This is a genomic window from Deinococcus radiopugnans ATCC 19172 (assembly GCF_006335125.1).
GTDB classification, from domain to species: Bacteria; Deinococcota; Deinococci; order Deinococcales; family Deinococcaceae; genus Deinococcus; species Deinococcus radiopugnans.
Window position 1 is genome coordinate 95,980 of sequence record NZ_VDMO01000008.1, and the last position, 20,557, is coordinate 116,536.

At 68.0% G+C, this 20,557-nt stretch carries 20 protein-coding genes; 12 read left to right on the forward strand and 8 right to left on the reverse strand.

Going from position 1 to position 20,557, the window contains the following annotated elements; translation table 11 throughout:
• Nucleotides 1–170: 170 nt before the first annotated feature.
• The 3 genes from FHR04_RS08970 to ubiE are packed head-to-tail and all read left to right on the forward strand — an operon-like array spanning nt 171 to nt 2,519.
• Nucleotides 171–1,361 (forward strand): glycine C-acetyltransferase, encoded by a 1,191-nt coding sequence (locus FHR04_RS08970; RefSeq protein ID WP_139402591.1) that lies wholly within the window; start codon nt 171–173, stop codon nt 1,359–1,361.
• Nucleotides 1,362–1,372: 11 nt separating this feature from the next.
• The gene (locus FHR04_RS08975) at nt 1,373–1,747 is read left to right on the forward strand and encodes a GNAT family N-acetyltransferase (protein ID WP_249039050.1); all 375 of its coding nucleotides are present in this window, start codon (nt 1,373–1,375) and stop codon (nt 1,745–1,747) included.
• A gap of 43 nt (nt 1,748–1,790) precedes the next feature.
• Nucleotides 1,791–2,519 carry a bifunctional demethylmenaquinone methyltransferase/2-methoxy-6-polyprenyl-1,4-benzoquinol methylase UbiE gene (ubiE, locus tag FHR04_RS08980; protein WP_139402595.1) on the forward strand — a complete coding sequence of 243 codons (729 nt, stop codon included), beginning with the start codon at nt 1,791–1,793 and terminating at the stop codon, nt 2,517–2,519.
• Nucleotides 2,520–2,555: 36 nt separating this feature from the next.
• Here ubiE and FHR04_RS08985 read toward each other — a convergent pair whose 3' ends face one another.
• Nucleotides 2,556–2,987, reverse strand: a complete 432-nt coding sequence (locus FHR04_RS08985; protein WP_139402597.1) for an SWIM zinc finger family protein — start codon at nt 2,985–2,987, stop codon at nt 2,556–2,558.
• Nucleotides 2,984–4,465 (reverse strand): UDP-N-acetylmuramoyl-L-alanyl-D-glutamate--2,6-diaminopimelate ligase, encoded by a 1,482-nt coding sequence (locus FHR04_RS08990; protein ID WP_139402599.1) that lies wholly within the window; start codon nt 4,463–4,465, stop codon nt 2,984–2,986. Before FHR04_RS08990 ends, FHR04_RS08985 begins: the two co-directional genes overlap by 4 nt.
• Nucleotides 4,466–4,946: 481 nt before the next feature.
• On the opposite strand from FHR04_RS08990, the gene FHR04_RS08995 reads away from it, so the two are divergent.
• The 4 genes from FHR04_RS08995 (at nt 4,947) to argR (ending at nt 9,176) form a co-directional block, all read left to right on the forward strand.
• On the forward strand, nt 4,947–6,329 hold the full coding sequence (locus tag FHR04_RS08995) for a nucleobase:cation symporter-2 family protein (RefSeq protein WP_139402601.1): 1,383 nt from the start codon (nt 4,947–4,949) through the stop codon (nt 6,327–6,329).
• Between the two features lie 124 nt (nt 6,330–6,453).
• Nucleotides 6,454–7,371: an AEC family transporter gene (locus tag FHR04_RS09000; RefSeq protein WP_139402603.1), complete on the forward strand. Its 918-nt coding sequence runs from the start codon at nt 6,454–6,456 to the stop codon at nt 7,369–7,371.
• 49 nt (nt 7,372–7,420) lie between these two features.
• On the forward strand, nt 7,421–8,650 hold the full coding sequence (coaBC, locus tag FHR04_RS09005) for a bifunctional phosphopantothenoylcysteine decarboxylase/phosphopantothenate--cysteine ligase CoaBC (protein WP_139402755.1): 1,230 nt from the start codon (nt 7,421–7,423) through the stop codon (nt 8,648–8,650).
• Between the two features lie 55 nt (nt 8,651–8,705).
• Nucleotides 8,706–9,176 (forward strand): arginine repressor, encoded by a 471-nt coding sequence (argR, locus tag FHR04_RS09010; RefSeq protein WP_039686136.1) that lies wholly within the window; start codon nt 8,706–8,708, stop codon nt 9,174–9,176.
• Nucleotides 9,177–9,198: 22 nt separating this feature from the next.
• Here the strand turns inward: argR and FHR04_RS09015 are convergent, their stop codons facing one another.
• On the reverse strand, nt 9,199–10,572 hold the full coding sequence (locus FHR04_RS09015; RefSeq protein WP_249039051.1) for an MFS transporter: 1,374 nt from the start codon (nt 10,570–10,572) through the stop codon (nt 9,199–9,201).
• Nucleotides 10,573–10,703: 131 nt separating this feature from the next.
• Between FHR04_RS09015 and FHR04_RS09020 the strand changes: the two genes are divergently transcribed.
• Nucleotides 10,704–11,858 (forward strand): pyridoxal phosphate-dependent aminotransferase, encoded by a 1,155-nt coding sequence (locus tag FHR04_RS09020; protein WP_139402607.1) that lies wholly within the window; start codon nt 10,704–10,706, stop codon nt 11,856–11,858.
• Nucleotides 11,859–11,969: 111 nt separating this feature from the next.
• Complete coding sequence (locus FHR04_RS09025; protein WP_139402609.1) at nt 11,970–12,446, forward strand: hypothetical protein; 477 nt, start codon at nt 11,970–11,972, stop codon at nt 12,444–12,446.
• A 72-nt stretch (nt 12,447–12,518) separates the two neighbouring features.
• Here the strand turns inward: FHR04_RS09025 and FHR04_RS09030 are convergent, their stop codons facing one another.
• Entirely contained in the window at nt 12,519–13,115 is a 597-nt protein-coding gene (locus FHR04_RS09030; protein WP_139402611.1) for a DUF4097 family beta strand repeat-containing protein, read from the reverse strand.
• Between the two features lie 224 nt (nt 13,116–13,339).
• On the opposite strand from FHR04_RS09030, the gene FHR04_RS09035 reads away from it, so the two are divergent.
• From FHR04_RS09035 to FHR04_RS09045, 3 genes are all read left to right on the forward strand, one after another.
• On the forward strand, nt 13,340–15,064 hold the full coding sequence (locus tag FHR04_RS09035) for an ABC transporter substrate-binding protein (protein WP_139402613.1): 1,725 nt from the start codon (nt 13,340–13,342) through the stop codon (nt 15,062–15,064).
• A 153-nt stretch (nt 15,065–15,217) separates the two neighbouring features.
• Nucleotides 15,218–16,237, forward strand: coding sequence for a YpdA family putative bacillithiol disulfide reductase (locus FHR04_RS09040; protein WP_139402615.1), 1,020 nt, complete (start codon nt 15,218–15,220; stop codon nt 16,235–16,237).
• A 45-nt stretch (nt 16,238–16,282) separates the two neighbouring features.
• On the forward strand, nt 16,283–17,668 hold the full coding sequence (locus FHR04_RS09045) for a VanW family protein (RefSeq protein ID WP_139402617.1): 1,386 nt from the start codon (nt 16,283–16,285) through the stop codon (nt 17,666–17,668).
• A 59-nt stretch (nt 17,669–17,727) separates the two neighbouring features.
• On the opposite strand, the gene parB is transcribed toward FHR04_RS09045, so the two are convergent.
• The 4 genes from parB to FHR04_RS09065 form a co-directional block, all read right to left on the reverse strand.
• Nucleotides 17,728–18,585: a ParB/RepB/Spo0J family partition protein ParB gene (gene parB / locus FHR04_RS09050; protein ID WP_139402619.1), complete on the reverse strand. Its 858-nt coding sequence runs from the start codon at nt 18,583–18,585 to the stop codon at nt 17,728–17,730.
• A complete protein-coding gene (locus tag FHR04_RS09055) occupies nt 18,569–19,318 on the reverse strand; it encodes a ParA family protein (protein WP_139402621.1) in 750 nt (249 codons plus the stop codon). Before FHR04_RS09055 ends, parB begins: the two co-directional genes overlap by 17 nt.
• A gap of 87 nt (nt 19,319–19,405) precedes the next feature.
• Nucleotides 19,406–20,155 (reverse strand): 16S rRNA (guanine(527)-N(7))-methyltransferase RsmG, encoded by a 750-nt coding sequence (gene rsmG, locus FHR04_RS09060; protein WP_139402623.1) that lies wholly within the window; start codon nt 20,153–20,155, stop codon nt 19,406–19,408.
• Entirely contained in the window at nt 20,152–20,472 is a 321-nt protein-coding gene (locus FHR04_RS09065; protein WP_039686158.1) for a hypothetical protein, read from the reverse strand. Before FHR04_RS09065 ends, rsmG begins: the two co-directional genes overlap by 4 nt.
• Nucleotides 20,473–20,557: the final 85 nt, after the last annotated feature.

A 20,557-nucleotide genomic window follows, 5' to 3' on the forward strand; every position in this document is an offset into this window, starting at 1 on the left:
TTCTCATCCTATCCACATCTCTATGAAGTGTGGTCTTTCTCCTATTACATTAATTTCGTTGTGTGGCACACAACATCTCCTGGTATTGACGTGGTGACGCAGCAGATGCATCTGGTCTACCCGTCTCCAGCTCACGGACAGTCGCCCCCCCGCGCCCCTAGACTCAGGCCATGTCAACCTCTTTGTCGGATCGCCTGAACGCCGAACTCGCCGGACTGCGGGACAGCGGGCTGCTGATCAAGCCACGGGTGCTGGACGGGGCCAACCGTGCCCGGATGCGGGTGGACGGGCGCGAGGTGGTGAACCTGGCGAGCAACAACTACCTGGGTTTTGCCGATCATCCCCGCCTCAAGGAGCGGGCCGCCGCCTACCTGCGCGAGTGGGGCGTCGGGGCCGGGGCCGTGCGGACTATTGCCGGGACGCTACGAATTCATGAAGAGCTGGAAGCGCAACTGGCCGCCTTCAAGCACACCGGCAGCGCACTGGTGCTGCACAGCGGCTTTACCACCAACCAGGGGGTGCTGGGCGCCCTGCTCAAGGAGGGTGATCTGGTGGTCAGCGACGAGCTGAACCACGCCAGCATCATCGACGGTCTGCGGCTGACCAAGGCGACCAAGAAGGTCTACAAACACTCGGACCCGGCCGATCTGGAACGCATTCTGAAAGAGAACGAGACCGACGGCCTGAAACTGGTGGTGACCGACGGCGTGTTCAGCATGGACGGCGATCTGGCCCCATTGGATCAATTGATCGAGGTGGCCCGCAGGTACGGCGCCATCACCTACGTGGACGACGCCCACGGCAGCGGCGTGATGGGCGAGGCCGGGCGCGGCACGGTGCACCACTTCGGCTTCGAGCATGCCGACGACGTGATTCAGGTGGGCACGCTCAGCAAGGCCTGGGGAGGCGTGGGAGGCTACGCCGCCGGACACGAGAACCTGCGCGAACTGCTGATCAACCGCGCCCGGCCCTACCTGTTCTCCACCGCGCAGCCCCCGGCGGTGGTGGGCGGGCTGGTGGCCGCCATCGAGGAAGTGCAGCGCGATCCCTCGCTGATGCGCCGGTTGTGGGACAACACCCACTACTTCAAGGCCGAACTGGGGCGGCTGGGCTTTGACACCATGGGCAGCGTCACGCCCATCACGCCTGTCGTCTTCGGCGAGGCCGAGGCCGCCTTCGAGGCCAGCCGACTGCTGTTCGAGGAAGGCATCTTTGCCGTGGGCCTGGGCTTTCCCACCGTCCCGCGCGGCAGCGCCCGCATCCGCAACATCGTGACCGCCGAACATACCCGCGACGATCTGGATCAGGCGCTAGCCGCCTACGAGAAGGTGGGCCGCCGGCTGAAGGTGGCCGGGGTCTGATCGAGTACCGGGTGCGCGAACGGCCTGATCTGGCCGCGCTGGGTCGGCTGCGGAAAGCGGCGTGGGGCGGCCAGGATGACGGCGCGTGGTGGCAGGCGGTCCTCGAACGCAGCCTGACGTGGATCACGGCTTTTGACGGGACAGAGCTGGTGGGCTTCGTCAACGTGGCGTGGGACGGCGGCGTCCATGCCTTCCTGCTGGACACCACCGTTCATCCGGACTGGGGGCGACGCGGCATCGGGGTCAATCTCGTCTGGGAAGCCACGCAGGCGGCGAGAGCGGAAGGCATTCACTGGCTGCACGTCGATTATGAACCGCACCTGCACCAGTTTTACGAGCTATGCGGCTTCCGCCCCACATCTGCGGGGTTGCTGAAACTGCACTGATCCTTCCCCTTTTTCCCGGTCCTGCCCGGCTATCATCTTCGGCATGACCGCCGCACCCCGAAAGCCCTCCGTGGGCGACAAACAGGACAAGGGCAGCGACGTGCAGGCCATGTTTGCCGACATCGCCCCGCGCTACGACCTGCTTAACCGCGTGCTGAGCCTGGGCGTGGACCGGGGCTGGCGGCGCGAGGCGGCGCGGGAGGCGCTGGCCCTCGCCCCGGCGCGGGTGCTGGACGTGGCGACGGGCACGGCGGACTTTGCGCTGGAACTCAAGACCCGTGCGCCGCAGGTCGAGGTGGTGGGCAGCGACTTCGTGCCGCAGATGCTGGAGATCGGGCGGACCAAGGCGGCGGCGCGGCACCTGGACATCGCGCTGGAGGAGGGCGACGCCCTGAACCTGCCCTACCCCGACGGCAGTTTCGACAGCGTAACCTGCGCGTTCGGCTTCCGCAACTTTGCCGACTATGCCCAGGGGCTCTCAGAATTCTGGCGGGTGCTGGCCCCCGGCGGGCGGGCGGTGATCCTGGAGTTTCCGCCGCCCCGCGCCGGGCTGTTCGGTTCTCTGTTCCGGTTTTACTTTCAGCACGTGCTGCCGCGCATTGGCGGGTTGATCAGCGGCAACGCAGGCGCGTACACCTATCTGCCCGAGAGCGTGCTCGCCTTTCCGCCCCCCGAGCGACTGGCGGATCTGATGCGCGCCACTGGCTTCCGAACCCGCCACCGCCTGCTGACCTTCGGCATCGCGGCGATTCACGTGGGGGATAAGCTGTAGGACACTGGCAACGACTAACCGGCGACGCCAGATCAGTTACCAGTCGGCCTCGTCATCCAATCCCTCATCCTCGTCCACGACACGCGCCCAGTCGCGCGCCACGGCGGGGTGATGTTGCAGCACCCGTTCCAGCAGGCGCTCCACATCCGCGTCGGCCCAGCCCTGAACGTTGGGCAGGCGGCGGGCGGCAGGGGCCGGAACGAAGGTGGCCGGGGACGCCTGATACACCAGCAGCGTGGCGCAGACGTGCTTGCACATGACGTTGTGCTCGTCGGGGCAACTGCAGGACCACTGCTTGCGTCCCAGATCCACCGCCACGCGGTACGGGGCACGTCGGCTGCCCTGCACGCGGGCACGTAGGGTATCGCCGTCGCGGGTGCAGGCGCCGACGACCTTTGGCAGCGCCAACGCCCGGTCCCGGACCTTGGCGCTGGCGTGGGCCAGCAGTTCGGCCGCTGAAGGCGTCATGGTGTGGCGGGCGCAGCCCACGCGGCCAGCGCCGCCCGCGCCACGGCCACCTCATCCCACGGCAGGGTCTCGTCGGCGCGTTCCAGGGTGTCTTCAGGCCCCTTGCCGGCCAGCAGCACGGTGTCTCCCGGTTGCGCCTGCCGGATGATCCACGCAATCGCCTCTGCCCGGTCGGCAATGGTGGTGAAGTTTTCGTGTCCTGTTTCCTGAGCCCCCCGCTCCATCTCGCGCAGGATGTCGGCCAGGGAGGTGTCGCGGCAATCCTCTTCCGTGAAGACGGCGTGATCGGCCAGCCGGGAAGCCACCTCGCCCAGCGGCGCCCGCTTGCCCGGATCGCGCGGCCCGCCCGCCGAACCGATCAGCACCCACAGCCGCCCTGGCGTGGTGGTGCGTAACGTCGCCAGCGCCTTTTCCAGACTGGGCGGCGTGTGCGCGAAATCCACGATCACGCGCGGGGCAGCGCCGTCGCCGGGCAGCAACTCCATGCGCCCCGGCACCCCCCGGAAGTAGGCCAGACCAGCGATCAGGTCCTCCTTCGTCGCGCCCAGTTGGGCCGCCGCCGCCATCCCCGCCAGCGCATTGGCCACGTTGAAGCGCCCGATCATCGGCAGGTGCGCCTGGAATTCTCCCAGGGGTGAGGTGACGCGCCAGTCCAGCCCGCCCGCGCCTTCCCTGATGTCATGAGCCGTCCAGTCGGCCTGCGTGCCCTCGGCGCTGTAGGTCGTTTCCTCTGGCGCGAGGCCGGTCAGCTGCGCGGTCCACGGATCGTCCGCATTCAGGACGGCGTGACGGGCGCGTTCCACCAGCTTGCGTTTCTCGGCGAAGTACCCTTCCACGGTGCCGTGAAAATCCAGGTGTTCGCGGCTCAGGTGCGTCCAGACCGCCACGTCCCAGTCCACGCCGCGCACCCGCTCCAGGGCCAGCGCGTGGCTGCTGGCCTCCAGCACCGCCGCGTCCGCACCCGCCGTCACCAGTTCGCGCAGGGTGCGCTGGACCTGCGGGGCCTCGGGGGTGGTGAAGTGGGCCGGGAAGTGCCGCAGTTCGCCGTCCGGCAACTCGTAGCCCACGGTGCTGAGCAGGCCCGTCTTCAGGCCCGCCGCGCGCAACAGGTGGCGGGTCAGCCACGCGGTGGTGGTCTTGCCGTCGGTGCCGGTGACCCCCACGACCCGCAGCTCCCGGCTGGGCTGGTCCTCAAGGGCCGCCGCCGCGTCCGCCAGCGCCGCCCGCGCGTCTGGCACCCGCAGGTAGGGCAGCGGCGAGGTCAGGCCGTCCGGCAGGCCCTCGCCCAGCACCGCCACCGCCCCGGCCTGCCGCACCTGTTCTATGAAGCGGTGGCCGTCGAAGCGTGCCCCGCGAATCGCCACGAACACGTCCCCCGGCCCCGCCCAGTCGGCGTTGTGGGTGACGCCGCGCACAGGCAGGTCAGGCAGATCAGTGGGCGGCAGATTCAGGGCGGCGGCCAGGGCTTGCAGACGCATGCGCCGAGGGTAGCAGGGGAAGGAAGAAAGCGAGTGGGTGCATGGCGCGAACGCCAGAGCACAGGTGGGCTCGCCCAGGATTCCGAACCGCTCGCTACCCGAGGGCCACAAAATCACCCTTCTCCCATGAGGGAGCTGAGCACCGGCCAGGACAGCAGCTTCACAATATGGCATTTGTCCTTTAGAGTTGTAACTCTCCTGGTAACCAATTTTTGAACTGGGTTGAGAACCGGGCGCACCCACTTTTTCTGTCGGCCAGGAGACCCTTTCCACCATGATGAGTCGAATCTGACGAAACCTTGACAGTATTTTGAAAAGCTTTTACACTCTATGGAAATTAGACAGCTAAGTAAAAGGGCCGGAGGAGCGGTGGAGTGACGGTAGGAAGCACGGGGCAGGCTCGGCAGGCACGCGCGGCAGGCCATTTCTAGACGCATCAACGCAATCTGCACTGGCCCAGACGGCCAGATTCGGAGGAAACATGACGACAGCACCAACGCGCAACAACGTCCACCCCGTCGACGAGGTTCTGGCTCCCCAGAACATGATTGCTTTCGGGCTCCAGCACGTGCTGAGCATGTACGCGGGCATCGTGGCCGTGCCGCTGGTGCTGGCGTCGGCCCTGGGCCTGGACAGCGAGACCGTGGTCCGTATCATCGGGGCCAGCTTCTTCATGTGTGGCGTGGCCACCATCATCCAGACCATCGGCTTCGCAGGGTTCGGGGCCAAGCTGCCTATCGTGCAGGGCACCACCTTCGCCTCGGTGGCCACCATGATCGCCATCGGCAAGTCCTTTGGGCTGCCGGGCATTTTCGGGGCGGTGATCGCGGGGGGCGTGCTGACTGTTCTGCTGGCGCCGTACTTCTCCAAGCTGCTGCGCTTCTTCCCGCCGGTGGTGGCCGGCACGGTGATCCTGATGATCGGCGTCTCGCTGATGCCGGTGGCGATCAAGTGGGCCGGCGGCGGCACGCCCGGCATCACGCCCACGTTCGGCGCCCCCATCAACCTGGGCCTGGCCACCCTGACGCTGGTGATCGTGCTGCTGCTTACGCGCTTCGGCAAAGGCTTCCTGAGCCGGGTCGCCGTGCTGCTGGGCCTGGTCATCGGGACCGTGGTGGCTGCCCTGCTGGGACAGGCGGATTTCTCCAAGGTGGCGACCGCCGAATGGTTCGGCTTCACCATGCCATTCCACTTCGGTACGCCCACCTTCAGCCTGGTGCCGGTGCTGTCCATGCTGCTGGTGATGCTGGTGGTCATGGTGGAAACCACCGCCGATCTGCTGGCCATCGGTGAAGTGACCGACAAGCACGTGGACGCGGGCGACGTGGCCAAGGGCCTGCGCGCCGACGGCCTGTCCACGGCGCTGGGCGGCATCTTCTGCGCCTTCCCCTTTACCGCCTTCGCCCAGAACGTCGGCCTGGTGCGCTTCACCGGCATCAAGAGCCGTTTCGTGGTGGCCGTGGCCGGCGTGATTCTGATGCTGCTGGGCTTTCTGCCCAAGCTGAGCGCGGTGGTCTCGGCCATTCCGCTGCCTGTCCTGGGCGGGGCGGGGCTGGTGCTGTTCGGCACGGTGGCCGCCGCCGGGGTGCAGACCCTGTCCAAGGTCAACATGAACGACACCCGCAACCTGATCATCGTGGCCGTCAGCGTGGCGCTGGGCGTGATTCCTTCCACGGTGCCCACCCTGTACGAGAAGCTGCCCGAACAGGCCCAGCTGTTCCTGGACAGCGGCATCACCTCCGCCGCGCTGGCCGCGATCATCCTGAACATCCTGTTCAACATCGTGGGCAACAACACGCCGCACCCGTCCTCGCTGGCCCCCAGCTCCAGCAACGCGCCGGAACCGAGCGACTTCCACGCCTGATCCAGCCCCGAACACGGCCACGCCGCACCACCAGCCCCCTCCCAGCGGAGGGGGTCTTTCATGGCTTTGCGGCCGCGTGGTCCGGCCAGCGCCGCCCCACCGTTTATGGCAGGATGCTCCCTGAATGTTCCAGGCCCTGAGCAACGTGCTGCTGCCCGTGATGATCGTCGCCGGACTGGGGGCGCTGCTGGCCTCGCGCATGAAGATCGATCAGGTCACGGTCTCGCGCCTCACCATGTACCTGCTGATTCCGGCGCTGGTGCTGGACGTGATTCTGCGCACGCCTGTACGCGCCGCCGAGGCCGGGCAACTGGGGCTGGCTTTTTTGCTGGTGATGGCCGTGTCGCTGGGGCTGGGCGCCGTGGCCGGGCTGGGCCGCCCCGACGCCGAACGCCGCAGCCTGAGCGCCGCCTCGGGCATCTGGAACAGCGGCAACATGGGGCTGCCGATTGCGCTGTTCGTGTTCGGGGACAGCGGGTTTGACCGGGCCACCGTCGTGTTTCTGGTCTCGATTGTCGCCATGTACATCGTCGGCCCGGCCATCTACGGTTCGGCCTCCAGGTCTGGGCAGCGGTACGGCGCGGCCGACATCTTCAAGTCGGTGTTCCGGCTGCCCACCGTCTGGGTGGCGCTGATCGCCGTGGCGCTGCGGGTGCTGAATGTGCCGCTGCCGCAGGGCGTGACGCGCGGGGTGTCGCTGCTGGCCGAGGCCACGCTGCCGCTGGTGCTGCTCTCGCTGGGCCTGCAACTGGGCGCGGGCGGATGGCCACCCCTGAACCGCCGGGTGTGGCTGGCGGGTGTGGTGCGGCTGATCGGCGGCCCGCTGATCGCGCTGGGCGTGGGCTTTCTGGTGGGCCTGCGCGGCGAATCGCTGGCGGTGCTGGTGCTGTCGGCCAGCATGCCCACCGCCGTGAACGCGCTGCTGATCGCCCAGGAATACGGCGGCGACGCGGACACGGTGGCGGGCGTGGTGCTGGTCACGACGCTGGGCTCGGTGCTGACCATTGCGGCGGTGGTGGCGCTGCTGCCGGGGCTGGGGTAGACCGACAGGCCGCTCTCCCCGGCAGTCGGCCCGCTAGACTCCAGAGGTGATGGCACAGACGGCGGCAGAGAATCAGAAAACGGTGCTGGTGATCGTGGGCGGCAGCATGGCGGCCATCAAGGCGCCGTCCGTGCTGCGGCGGCTGCGCGAGAGCGGCGCCCGGGTCAACGCCATCGCTACCCGCGCCGCGCTGGCCTTTGTGACCGAGTTGAGCCTGTCCACCGCCGCCGACGGCCCGGTGGGCACCGACGCGGCGTGGTTCTCGCCCCGCCCCGACGCGTTGCACCTGACACTGGCGAAGGCCGACGCCGTGGTCATCGTGGGCGCATCTGCCGAGTTGCTGGCCGGGGCGGCGGGCGGCCACGCGAACGAACTGGCGCTGGCGACACTGCTGAGTGTCGAGGGGCCGGTGCTGTGGGTGCCGGCCATGAACGCGGCCATGTGGCATAGCCGGGCGGTGCAGGCCAACGTAACGCGGCTCAAAGACTGGGGCCATCACTTTCTGGGGCCGGAAGTCGGCGCGTTCGGCACGCGTGGCGAGGGCGCGGGCCTCGGGCGCATGGCCGAGCCGGAGACGATTGCCGCCGCCGTGCTGGCAGTGCTGAACCCTGCCGCCCCGCGCGATCTGGAGGGTTTGAAGGTGGTGGTGTCTGCCGGGCCGACGCGCGAGTATCTGGACCCGGTGCGCTTTATCAGCAACCCCAGCAGCGGTAAGATGGGCTTCGCGGTGGCCGAGGACGCGCGCGACCGGGGCGCGCAGGTCACGCTGGTCACGGGGCCGGTGGGTCTCGCCGATCCGCCTGACATGGCTGTGGTCCGCATCGAGTCGGCGCTGGAACTGCGCGACGCTGTGCTGGGAGCCGCCCAGACCGCCGACATCGTGGTGATGACCGCCGCCGTGGCCGACTACCGCGCCGCCGAGCTGAAAGGGGAAAAGCAGGCCAAGGTGGCGGGCGACGTGAGCATTCACCTGACCCCCAATCCCGACATCCTGGCCGAGCTGGGGTGCGAGAAGGGCGGGCGCGTGCTGGTGGGCTTCGCGATGGAAACGCACGCGGGCGTGGAGCGGGCCGCCGCCAAGGCCGCGCGCAAGAACGCGGATTTCATCCTGCTGAACTACCCCACGCAGGCCGGCACCGCGTTCGGCGGCGACGACAATCAGGTCACCCTGGTCCGCGCCGACGGGACGCACGAGGACTGGCCGCGCACCAGCAAGCGCGAGGTGGCCCGGCGCTTGCTGGACGAGGCGCTGCGGGTGCGCGGGGCGCGGACCAGCTGAGCCTGCCGCCACCCCCCAATTGCATTATTCACCCCCACTGCATAGAGTAGCGGGCGTGCCAGGCAAGCTCAGCAAGGAACAGCGTCAGAAACGCATTCAGGACATCATCGCCCGCGAGAGCGTCGCCACGCAGGGCGAACTGGTGGACTTCCTGCGGCGCGAGGACGTGCTGGTCACGCAGGCCACCGTCAGCCGCGACATCAACGAGCTGCGGCTGGTGCGCGTGCCGGTGGGCAAGGGCCGCCACCGCTACGCTCTGTCGCAGTCGGGCGGGCACGGCGACGTGCAGGGCGAGCTGGCCCGGCTGTTCCAGAATTTCGTGCAGGACGTGGACCGGGGCGAGAACGTGCTGGTGGTCCGCACCGCCGAGGGCCACGCGTCCGGGGTGGCGCTGCTGATGGACCGCTTGCGCCGCGACGACATCGTGGGCACCATTGCCGGCGAGGACACCATCTTCGTGGTGGCCCGCACCACCGACGAGGGCGAGGCCCTGATGGAAGAGCTGCACGCGCTGATGCTGGGCTAGCGGCCGCAGCCCGCCCACCCCTTCAGGATCCGGACGACCGCCTCAGTCGGCCCACCATAACCAGCGCCAGCACGGCCCCCAGCAGCGTGACTGCAAAGGCCAGCGTGAAGGCCCCGTCCAGCGGGCGCACGCGGGCGATCAGCGCGCCGCCGATGCCTGCGGCCAGCGCCACCATCAGCGACTCGATGTTTGCCAGCTGCCCGGACAGCTGCCCCGCACCCTCCGGCGAGGCGCTGGACATGGCGAACAGCGACGTGCTGGTGTAGCCGACGCCCATGCCCAGGCACGCCAGCACCCAGGCCGGGTAGACCACCCACAGCGGCGCGGCGCCCAGCACCCCCAGGGCGGTCAACGCCACCCCGACGGCCACGCCGCCCAGCCCGGCCCGGATGCGAAGGGGCCGGGACGCCTCGCCGTGCGCGTCCTCCAGACGGGCCTGAATCCATGAGCCCAGGGTCCAGGTCACGCCGCCCAGCGACAGGATGATGCCCGCCCCGGTCAGGCTCAGCCCGCGCAGCTCGTTGAGGGCCAGCGGCAGAAAGGAGGTGGTGCCCATGACGGCAAACGCCGCCAGCCCCCGGACCATCAGGGCGCTGGGCAGGCCGCCCGCGAAGCGCCACATGCCGGCCGGGAACAGCGTGCGGGTGCTGAGGCCCACGCCCAGCACGCCCGCCACGCCCAGCAGCAGGCCCAGCGCGTCGGCGCGGCGCAGGCCCTCCACCAGCGCCCCCGCCGAGACCGACAGCGCCAGCGCGGCCCACAGGACGCGGCGGTTGCTCCGCGCAGCCTTCCCCTCGCTCGGCTGCCGGACCCGCACCCGCAGCGGCAGCACGCACAGCGGCGCGCTGAGGGCCAGCAGCGGCACCAGCCCCCAGAACACCACCCGCCACGACCACTGGTCCGCCATCACGCTGGCGATCAGCGGGCCGATCAGGGCCGGCAGCAGCCACGCGCTGGAAATGGCCGCCAGCATCCGGGCGCGGGCGGCCGGCGGGTAGCGGGTGCTGATCACCGCCCACGGCAGCGCGGCCAGCCCGCCTGCCCCCAGCCCCTGCAACAGGCGGGCCAGCACGAACACCAGCATGGTGGGGGACGCCGCGCCCACCAGCAGTCCGGCGGCAAACAGCACCAGCGCCAGCACCGCGCCGAAGGCCAGCCCGCGCCGGTCCGCCAGCACGCCGCCCAACACCGCCCCAAACAGGCTGGACAGCAAAAAAGCGCTGGAAGCCCAGCCGTACAGGGCCAGCCCGCTGAGCTGCTCGGCCACCCGTGGCAGCACGGTGCTGACCGCCATCGACTCGAAGGCCACGATCAGCACCACCAGCACCAGCCCCAGGCTCAGCGTGCGGGGAACGGCGGGCAGGGGAAGCGCCTCGGGAATCAGGGTGCCACTCACGCAGCGCATCCTCGCACAGCCGGATGAACACGCGCCGTGAGGATCGGACGGACCCGTCCAGGCCAGCGCGGTCTCGCCCCCTGTCTGACCCGCCTGCCCCCGCCGCCCCCCACCGGAGCGCACACTGAACCATGCCCCAACTGTTGCCCCGCGCCCGCGCCTCTCAGGAGAGCGTGTTTGCCCGCATGAGCCGTCTGGCCGCGCAGTACGGGGCCGTCAACCTGGGGCAGGGCTTTCCGGCCGACGCCCCCCCGGCCTTTCTGCTGGACGCGGCGCGGCGGGCGGTGGGCACGCTGGACCAGTACAGCCCACCTGCCGGCCTGCCCGCGCTGCGCGACGCCATCGGCGCAGACCTGGGAGTGGACGGCGTGGACGTGATCGTGACCTGCGGGGCCACCGAGGCGCTGAACGTGCTGGCCCTGGCGCTGTACGGTCCCCGTGATGATGGCAGCCGGGACGAGGTCCTGATGCTGGAGCCGGTCTTCGACGTGTACCTGCCCCAGGCACGGCTGGCCGGGGCCACGCCCGTCACGGTGCCCATGACGCTGGACCTGGCGGGGGGCTGGTCCCTGGACCTGGCGGCGCTGCGGGCCGCCGTGACTCCACGCACGCGGGCGCTACTGCTCAACAGTCCGTACAACCCGACCGGCACCGTGTTCTCCCGCGAGGAGCTGACGGAGATCGTGGCGCTGGCCCGCGAGCATGACCTGTGGATCATCAGCGACGAGGTCTACGACGAGCTGTATTTCGGCGAGAAACCCCTTCCGATGCGCGAACTGGCCCCCGAACGCACCTTCACGGTGGGCAGCGCGGGCAAACGGCTGGAGGCCACCGGCTGGCGCGTGGGCTGGATCGCCTGCCCGCCAGGACAGGCCGGGCAGGGCGTGGCGGCCAACGTTGCGGGCGTGCGGCAGCAGGGCTCGTTCTGCGCGCCCACCCCCCTGCAGGCGGCGGTGGCGGCGGCCCTGCCCGTCGCCCGCGCGGGGGGCTATTACGAGGGGCTGCGCGCCGAGTACCGCGCCCGGCAGGACCTGCTGGCCGAAGGGCTGAGAGGGCTGGGGGCCACCGTCTTCCTGCCGCAGGGCACCTATTTTCTGACGGCCATTCACCCCGAGTGGCGGGCCGAGACGCTGGTCCAGCGCGGCGTCGCGGTGATTCCCGGCGAGGCCTTCTACGCTCAGCACCCCGCCCCCGAAGGCCTGCTGCGGGTGGCCTTCTGCAAGTCACGCGATGAGATCGCGCAGGCGTTGGAGCGGCTCTCGGTGGTCGCGACCACCCCGGTCTGAATCCGTCCGGCGCGCACCCAGTCAAAGGATAAGTGAGCGGTAAAGGTCTGCGTTTGTTTATGTGAAGCCCGTGACCTTTCAGCACCGAAGGGATCTGGCTATGGTGGGACCATGAAGAAAGCCACCCTGATCCTCCTGGCGCTCGGCGCCGTTTCCTCTGCCTCCGCCGCGAATTATGTCGGCGGGTCCATCGGCTCTGGCCTGAGCGTGCATTACCAGAACGACCTGACCACCAATTCGGCGATCCGTTACGGCCTGAACCTGGACGCCATCAACTTCAACTTCAATGCGCTGTCGGTCAACGCCAGCGTGGATTATCTGGCGGATTTCGCGGGCGTCGGTTCGCTGGGCGGCTTCACCCCGTACTACGGCGTCGGCCTGGGCGCGGGCGCGGGTCTGGGCAGCAACCTGGGCCTGAGCGTCTACCCCCACGCCACCCTGGGGCTGCGTTACAACATCTCCGCGCCCCTGAGCGTCTTCGTCGAGGGCAATGCGGGCGCCTACGTCCGCGTCGGCAGCGGCGCGAACACCACCAACGTCGGCCTGGGCAGCACCGCCCGCATCGGCCTGAACTACCGCCTGCCCTAACCTCCTCCGGAACTTGTTGCCCCCACCCAACTTGCGGGTGGGGGTTTCCAATTGAGCGGGTAGATCAGAGCTTCACCTGACGGTGAGGTTTCCCTGGCCCACCGTCACCGTCACATTGATCCTGTACGTGGCCGTCCCGAAGTTAGCACTCTGGTACGTGCCGTTGAAGTCCTGACCGTCGGCCACCTTCTTGCCATTCATGACCAGCGTTCCCTGGGTCAATTTCTTGACCTCCAGACTGATTCCGGTGTTCGGCGGCAGGGTGATGGTGGTGTCGCCCTGCGCCTGCCGCAAGGTCGCCTTCAGGTTGGCGGCAGGCAACTTTAACTGCAGGTTGCCGAGTTCCTGGGTCACTTGCAGGCCCAGCAGCTTCAGAGACCGCAGATCCAGACTGCTCTCGCCCTGACTGGCCTGAACCGTCAGGTTGATCGGCAATTTTGGACTCAGCCCGACCGCCCAGTCGCCCAGCGAATGCGAGGCAGACACGTAGGCCACACCATTTCTGACGGCCGGATTGCGGGCACCCAGGACCGGCGAGGCCGCGTCGTTCGCGGTCACCGTCAGGTCTCCCAGGTCCTGCTTGAGGCTCAGGGCGACGCTGCGGTAAGTGGCCGCGAGGGCAAGAGAGGCCAGGGAAAGGGCGGTCAGGGCCAGGGCCATGCGTTTCATGGTTCACGTCCTTGCAGGGGTGAGGGGCGGCAGGGGGGGGGCCGAACTGTTCCCGCCCCATTCTGGGTTCGCCAGACCGGAACGTCATGCGGGCCAGATGTGTATTGTCCAGAAAGAGCGAGCGCCGCCGTTGGTCCCCGCTGATCTGGCGGGGCATAGTGGGAGGCGCCACAAATCAGGATCCGCTCTCCTCTCCCCCGTTCTTCACGCTCCGGAGGTCCGTCATGAACCGAATCCTGCCCCTCACCTGCGCCCTGCTGTGTTCTGCCGCCGTGGCCGCCGCGCCCAGAGACACGCTGGTCATCCAGCAGGCCGCCACCGTGACCACGCTGGATCCCACCGCCGCCTACGACACCTTCAGCCTGCAGGTGTTGGAAAACATGTACGAGACGCTGTGGACCTACAAGGGTGCCAGCCTGACCCAGATGACGCCGCTGCTGGCCTCGGCCCTGCCGACCTACACCAACGGCGGCAAGACCCTGACGGTCAGTCTGCGCAAGGGCGTGAAGTTCCACAGCGGCAACCCCATGACCTGCTTGGATGCCCAGTACACCTACCGCCGCAATCTGGTCACCAACAGCGCCGAGTCGGCCAACTGGTTCATCAGCGACGCGCTGCTGGGCACGCGCGACAACGCCGCGGCCGACAAGAGCGTCACCTGGGCGCGCATCGCCGGGGCGGTCAGCTGCGACGCGCAGGGGCAACTGGTGTTCAAGCTGCCCAAGCCGGACCCGGCCTTCATGGCCAAGCTGGCCTTTGCCGGGCAGGGCGTGCTGGACAGCAAGTGGGCCGCCAAGCTGGGCGAGTGGAACGGCTCCGAAGCCACCTGGCGCGAGTGGGTGGGCAAGGACGTGTCGGCCAGCCGACTGAGCGCCCAGCCCAGCGGCACCGGGGCGTACCAGTTGCTGCGCCGCGACGCCGACAACGTGCTGCTCAAAGCGTTCCCCGAATACTGGGGCGGCAAACCCGCGATCAGCAACGTGATCATGCAGAAGGTAAGCGAACTGGCCGTGCGTCAGCAGGCTTTCCTGCGCGGCGACGCCGATCTGATCGAGGCCGGCACGCGCGCCAACGTGGAGGCGCAGCTGAAGGGCAAGCCCGGCGTGACCGTGCTGGACAACCTGCCCAGCGCCGGGGCGCAGGCGCTGTTCATGAACAACAAGATCAAGAACAGTGCCGCGCTGGGCAGCGGGAAGCTGGACGGCAAGGGGATTCCCGCCGACTTCTTCGCGGACGCGGCGGTGCGCCGGGCTTTTGCCTCCGCCTTCGATTACGACCAGTACATGCGCGACGTGCAGCGCGGCAAGGCCGTCAAGCGCACCATGCTGCTGCCGGACACCTTCCCCGGCTATTCCAGGGCCACCAAGACCTACAGCTACGATCCAGCCCAGGCCCAGGCGCTGTTCAAGGCCGCGCGCGGCGGCGAGGTCTGGAAGAACGGCTTTACCATCAACGCCAATTACCGCACCGGGCACATCGCCGGACAGGTGGCCCTCGAACTGCTGAAGCGCAACGTGGAGGCCCTGAACCCGAAGTTCCGCATCAACATCATCGAGGAGCCGTGGTCCGAGCAGTCCAAGAAGATGCAGGAGGGCCTGGAAATCATGCTGCCGATGGGCTGGAGCGCGGACTACGCCGATCCCGACAACTTCCTGTACACCTTCTACAGCTCCGGCGGCTTTTTCTACCCCACCAACAACTGGAAAGACGCCGACGTGGACCGCTGGCTGGAGCAGGCCCGCACCACCGTGGACGCCGCGGCCCGCGCCAAACTGTACAAACAGGTGGCCGACCGCGCCTACCAGGAAAGCCCCTTTATCGTGTTGCCCGCCGAGACCAACATCCGGCCCGTCCGCAGCACCCTGCAGGGGGCCTCGGCGGCCACCTACAATCCCATGCGCTCCTTCGGCTTCACCGGAACGCTGTGGCGGGAACTGAGCAAGAAGTAAGCGGCAGTCCACAGGCCCGTGGATCGGGGGCACGCGGGGGAAGGCACAGCTCTTCCCCCGCGCCCCTCTGCGTGTGGCCTGCCACTCCCCTCCCCCGGTCTGGCGTCTATAAATCTCACGGTTGGTGGTGGCCGGGACTGACACAATGGCCGGATGAACCTTGCACTTCCCTCTGACCTGTTTGATGTCGCCATCGTCGGCGCTGGCCCGGTGGGGCTGGCCGCCGCCATCGCCTGCAAACGCGCTGGCCTGAGCTACGTGGTGCTTGACCGGGGCTGTGTGGTCAACGCGATTTTCGAGTACCCCACCTACATGTCCTTTTTCACCACCGCCCCCGAACTGGAAATCGGCAACCACCCGATGGTGACCGGCCATGACAAACCCGACCGCCGCGACGCCCTGATGTACTACCGCCTGGTGGCCCAGCGCGAGGCGCTGAACATCGAGCAGTACACCGAGGTCACGGCGGTCCACGCCGCCCCGGCAGGCTTTACGCTTGCCATTGAGCGGCGCGACGGCACCCCGGACGTGCTGGAAGCGCGGCGGGTGGTCGTGGCAACCGGGTACTACGACAATCCGCTGCCGCTGGGCATTCCCGGCGAGGACGGTCAGAATGTCAGCCATTACTACACCGAGGCGCACCCCTTCATGGGCCTGAACATGACCGTGATCGGCGCGGGCAACTCGGCGGCGGACGCGGCACTTGATCTGTGGCGCGGCGGCGCGAAGGTCACGATGGTGGTCCGGGCCCCAGAACTGAAGAACACCATCAAGTACTGGGTGCGCCCGGACCTGGAAAACCGCATCAAGGAGGGCAGCATCGACGCCCACTTCAACTCGCGGGTCATCGAGATCGGCACGGACGAGGTGACGGTGGAGCGTGAAGACGGCACGACCTTCCAGCTGCCCAGCCACTTTACCTTCGCGCTGACCGGCTACCGCCCAGACCTGTCCTTCCTGGCAGAGCTGAATCTGGCCCAGCAGCCGGACGCGTGTCTGGTGCTGGACGAGCACTATCAGAGCAGCGTGCCGGGCCTGTTCGTGGTGGGCAGCGCAGGCTTCGCGGGCAGGACCAATCAGGTGTTCATCGAGAACGGACGCCACCACGCGGACCTGGCCGTGGCCGAGATCGGGCGGCAACTGGCCGGGCACGCGGAATTACAGCCCCGCTAAGCTGCCCTCACAGACGCGCGACTGGTGCGTGGAATACTGCCGGGCATGAGTTTAAAACTTCGCTGGTCCCTAGGCCTGGGGGCCGCGCTGCTGACGGCGGCCCTGGGGCAGAGCGTGGCCCAGATGCCGCCCATTCCAGCGCTGCCGCTGCCCCCTCAACCCATCCCGGCCCCCGCGCCTGAGCCGGTTCCGGTGCCCGAACCGCAGCCCACCCCCGACCCTGTTCCGGAGATGCCCCTGCCTGAACCGACGCCGCAGCCCGCTCCAGAGCCAGCGCCGGTACCCACACCTCCGGAGCCTGTTGCGCCAGCCGCGCCGCCAGCCCCAGCCAAGGCCCCGGCGTTCAGGGCACCGCTGCTGATCAACGTGGAAACCACCCTGCCGGCGCTGGTGAACGGCAAGAAGACCACGGTTCCGCTGACCCGCACCCTGACCATCCCCGGCCCGCGCATGGTCCTGATCCGGCAGAGTGGCGGGATCACCGCCAGTCTTGACGCCGACCTCAAGGCGTTCGTGAACGGCCTGTCCAGCAAGGCCCAGGATGCCCGTTTCGAGGAGCTGTGGGACGGCTGGTCCGTGGTCCAGCGCAATGCCCTGAAGATCGATCTGGAGGCCACCCGCGCCAACGTGCTGGCGGCCATCCAGGACCCAAAAGGCGTCAAGGCCAGCGTGGTGGTGACTGGTCAGACCCCACCCAAGCGCACCCTCGACTACTTCCTGTCGCGCGGCATCACCACGCACCTGGGCACGGGGCAGACCAACTACTTCGGCAGCAGCGCGGACCGCGTGACCAACATTCACGTGGGCGCCAAGAACTTCGATGACCGCCTGTTCGACGGCAAGGTCTTTTCCTTCAACGGCTTTGTCGGCCCGGTCACGGCCCGCAACGGTTACGTGACGGGGCTGGTGATCGCTGGTGATCGCACGGCCAGTGGCGTCGGCGGCGGCATCTGCCAAGTCAGCACCACGGTCTTCCGCACCCTGTACGGGGCCGGGCTGCCGGTCGCCCAGCGGCAGAACCACTCGTATCAGGTGCACTACTACGACCCGCAGGGACTGGATGCCACCATCTATCAGCCCAGCCTGGACCTCAAGTTCGCCAATGACACCGGCGGCGCCCTGTGGTTCCAGACCGAGTGGGACGACGAGGCGGCCAGCCTGAGCATCAGCGTCTTCGGCAAGGCGCGGGACTTTACGGTCGACATCGGTGCGCCGAAAACCCTCAGCTCCACCCCCTCGCCCGCCGACCGGCTGTTGGCGGATGCCAGCCTACCTACCGGACAGCGCCGGCAGGTGGACTGGGCCGCTCCCGGCGCGGTCATAGAGGTCACGCGCAAATTCATGCGGGACGGCAAGACCTTCAAGCAGGATACCCTCAAGAGCAGTTATCGCCCGTGGCCCAACATCTTTCTGGTCGGCACCGGCCGCTGAGCCTCATATCAAAGGAGGGGAGAGGTTTGTACGCCTCTCCCCTCCCCTGTTGCCTGGTTCTATTGCTCGGCTTCAAAGCCCAGCAGGTTCAGCAGCCGGTCCAGTTCCTCGCGCGAGCCGTAATTCAGCTCCACTTTGCCCTTATCCTCGCCGGTAATGCGGACGCGGGTGCCGGTGCGGCGGCTGAGGTCCAGTTCCAGCTGACGGTACGTGCGCGGCGGGTTGACCTTGACGGGCGCCGTGGGGCGGGCCTTGCCCTCGCGGCGCAGCGCCTCGGCCTCGCGGACATTCAGGCCGCGCGACGTGATCTGCTCCAGCGCCCAGGCGCGGTCTCCATCCGGCTGGGCCAGAATGGCGCGGGCGTGTCCGGCGCTGATCTGCCCGCTGTCCAGGGCATGCAAGGCGCCCTCGCCCAGGGTCAGCAGCCGCAGCGCGTTGGAGACGGTGCTGCGGCCCTTGCCCACCGCCTGCGCCACCCCTTCCTGGTTCAGCCCCTGGTCCAGCAGCGCCTGATAGGCCCGCGCCTCTTCCAGCGGCCCCAGGTCCTCGCGCTGCAGGTTCTCGACGATGGCAATTTCCAGCGCCTCGCGGTCCCCCAGGTCGCGGATGATGACAGGCAATTCGGTCAGACCGGCCAGTTGCCCTGCACGCCAGCGGCGCTCCCCGGCGACGATCTCGAAGGCCTCGCCACGCGGACGCACCAGCAGCGGCTGAATCACCCCCTGCTCGCGGATGCTCTGGGCCAGCTCGGCCAGCGAACTCGGCTCGAAGACCTGACGCGGCTGGTAGCCCGCCTGCACGATGCGGTTGATGTTCAGGGTCTGCACACTTCCCGCGCGATCCGCCGCCACCGCCTCGGCCGCCGGGCGGGCCAGCAGCGCGTCCAGACCCCGCCCCAGGCTAGATTTTTTCGACACGCGACATCACCTCCTCGGCCAGCCGCTTGTAGGCCGCCGCCCCGCTCGACAGCGGCGCAAAGGCGTTGATCGGCTTGGAAAAGCTGGGCGCCTCGGAGAGCCGTACGTTGCGCGGAATCACGGACCAGAACACCAGCTCACCGAAATGCTGACGCACCATCGTCTCGACCTCCTGCGCCAGATTGGTGCGCCCGTCGAACATGGTCAGCACCACCCCCAGCACCTTCAGGCGGGGATTGAGGCCGCCTTGCACCCGCTCGACCGTCTCCATCAGGCCGGCCAGCCCCTCCAACGCGTAGTACTCGGCCTGCAGCGGAATCAGCAGCGCGTCGGCGGCGGCCAGCACATTTACGGTCAGCGGCCCCAGTGAGGGCGGCGCGTCCACCAGCACCAGATCGTACCCGGTCAGGTGACTCAGCAGGCGGCGCAGGGCGTCGGGATCATCCGCAAGTTCCACACCGGCCCCAGCCAGATCCGGCGTGGCCGGCAGCAGATCGAGCCCCGGCTGGTCGGTGGGCCGGACGCACTCGGCGGCGCGGGCCGGGTCGGCCAGGGCCTCGTACAGCCCCTGCTCCGCACCACGCTGGCCCAGACCACTGGTGGCGTTGCCCTGGGGGTCCATGTCCAGCAACAGCACCCGCCGCCCCCCCGCCGCGAGGTACGCCGCCAGATTGATCGCGGTGGTGGTCTTTCCCACCCCGCCCTTCTGGTTCACCAGCCCCAGCACCTTCATTGCGGCGTCCTCTGTAGTGGTGCCTGGCCCTGCGGCCCCGCGTTCTGCCCGTCTCCCATCAAGTCAACCTCACCTTTGCGCCCCACTTTAGCGTGCCTGCTTCTGGGGTGGGGTCCAGAACAGCGGTTGGGCGGTGGGGACTCCCTCTCGCCGGGGATATTTGGATGGTGTACGCCCCAGCTTCTCGATCACGATCAGGGTCCGGGCGTCGCCCAGCACAGGCAATTCGAACGGATCGACGACCTGAACCTTGCCGCCCACCTCTCCAGCGGCGCGCCGCCCGGCATTCAGTTCGTCGGCGCTGATGGCTCCTTTCTGGGCCACCAGCAAGCCACCCTCGCGCAGCAGCGGCAGTGTCAGTTCGGCCAGCACCGGCAACGAGGCCACTGCCCGGACCACCACCCGGTCATAGTGCTCGCGGTGGTCGGCGCTGCGCCCCAGCGTCTCGGCCCGGCCCACCAGCGGGGTGACCTGTTCCAGCCCCAGCTGGACTGCTGTGTCGCGCACAAAATCGACTTTCTTGCGAATAGAGTCGACCGACGTGAAGTGCAGCTCTGGCTTCACGAGAGCCAGCGGGAAGGTGGGAAACCCAGCGCCCGTCCCCAGATCCAGCACCGTCAGCGGCCCCTCCAGGTACCCCCCACGCAGGCAGGTCAGCGAGTCCACGAAATGCTTGAGGACAATGTCCTCCTGGGTTTTCAGGGCCGTGAGGTTCAGCCGGGCATTGCCCTCCTGAAGCAGCGCGAACAGCCTGGCAAACTGGGGCAACTGTTCGCCGATCTCCAGTCCCAGCAGGCCGGCCCCGTGCCGCAGCAATTCCACACCGTCGGAATTCACAGGCCGTACCTGACTTTCATATCGGCATACCGTTCATACACATGCTCATCAATCTCCCTGAGAGGCAGCCGGTCCAGCAGCGGCAGCAGGGTCTCGCGCAGCACCTGACCCCGCGCCATCCACTGGAAATAGCTGCGTCCACCGTGCTCGTAGGGGCCGTACAGCTTAGAGCCGGGGCACAGGCGCAGCATCGTTTCGAACAGCTTGCGGTGCCGGGTGTGCATTCGCAGCGTGACTTGCGGTTGTTTGCCGTCACCGCCAAAATGCCCCTCGCCGATCAGAACGCCCAGCAGCAGCCCTTCCTCAAATGTATTCAACCCTGCCCTCCGATGTTTCACCGTCAAGTTTCCCGTGAAACATCGGTGCCGTCAAGCACCCACGACTGTCGACAGCATGGTGAAA

What these genes read in the sequence shown, in the direction of transcription:
- FHR04_RS09055 (WP_139402621.1), bottom strand. Translation starts at nt 19,318, where the DNA reads ATGAAGGTGCTGGGGCTGGTGAACCAGAAGGGCGGGGTGGGAAAGACC.
- FHR04_RS09040 (WP_139402615.1), top strand. Translation starts at nt 15,218, where the DNA reads ATGAACCTTGCACTTCCCTCTGACCTGTTTGATGTCGCCATCGTCGGC.
- FHR04_RS08995 (WP_139402601.1), top strand. Translation starts at nt 4,947, where the DNA reads ATGACGACAGCACCAACGCGCAACAACGTCCACCCCGTCGACGAGGTT.
- FHR04_RS09045 (WP_139402617.1), top strand. Translation starts at nt 16,283, where the DNA reads ATGAGTTTAAAACTTCGCTGGTCCCTAGGCCTGGGGGCCGCGCTGCTG.
- FHR04_RS08970 (WP_139402591.1), top strand. Translation starts at nt 171, where the DNA reads ATGTCAACCTCTTTGTCGGATCGCCTGAACGCCGAACTCGCCGGACTG.
- FHR04_RS09025 (WP_139402609.1), top strand. Translation starts at nt 11,970, where the DNA reads ATGAAGAAAGCCACCCTGATCCTCCTGGCGCTCGGCGCCGTTTCCTCT.
- FHR04_RS08985 (WP_139402597.1), bottom strand. Translation starts at nt 2,987, where the DNA reads ATGACGCCTTCAGCGGCCGAACTGCTGGCCCACGCCAGCGCCAAGGTC.
- FHR04_RS09000 (WP_139402603.1), top strand. Translation starts at nt 6,454, where the DNA reads ATGTTCCAGGCCCTGAGCAACGTGCTGCTGCCCGTGATGATCGTCGCC.
- FHR04_RS09020 (WP_139402607.1), top strand. Translation starts at nt 10,704, where the DNA reads ATGCCCCAACTGTTGCCCCGCGCCCGCGCCTCTCAGGAGAGCGTGTTT.
- FHR04_RS08990 (WP_139402599.1), bottom strand. Translation starts at nt 4,465, where the DNA reads ATGCGTCTGCAAGCCCTGGCCGCCGCCCTGAATCTGCCGCCCACTGAT.
- FHR04_RS09030 (WP_139402611.1), bottom strand. Translation starts at nt 13,115, where the DNA reads ATGAAACGCATGGCCCTGGCCCTGACCGCCCTTTCCCTGGCCTCTCTT.
- ubiE (WP_139402595.1), top strand. Translation starts at nt 1,791, where the DNA reads ATGACCGCCGCACCCCGAAAGCCCTCCGTGGGCGACAAACAGGACAAG.
- coaBC (WP_139402755.1), top strand. Translation starts at nt 7,421, where the DNA reads ATGGCACAGACGGCGGCAGAGAATCAGAAAACGGTGCTGGTGATCGTG.
- FHR04_RS09035 (WP_139402613.1), top strand. Translation starts at nt 13,340, where the DNA reads ATGAACCGAATCCTGCCCCTCACCTGCGCCCTGCTGTGTTCTGCCGCC.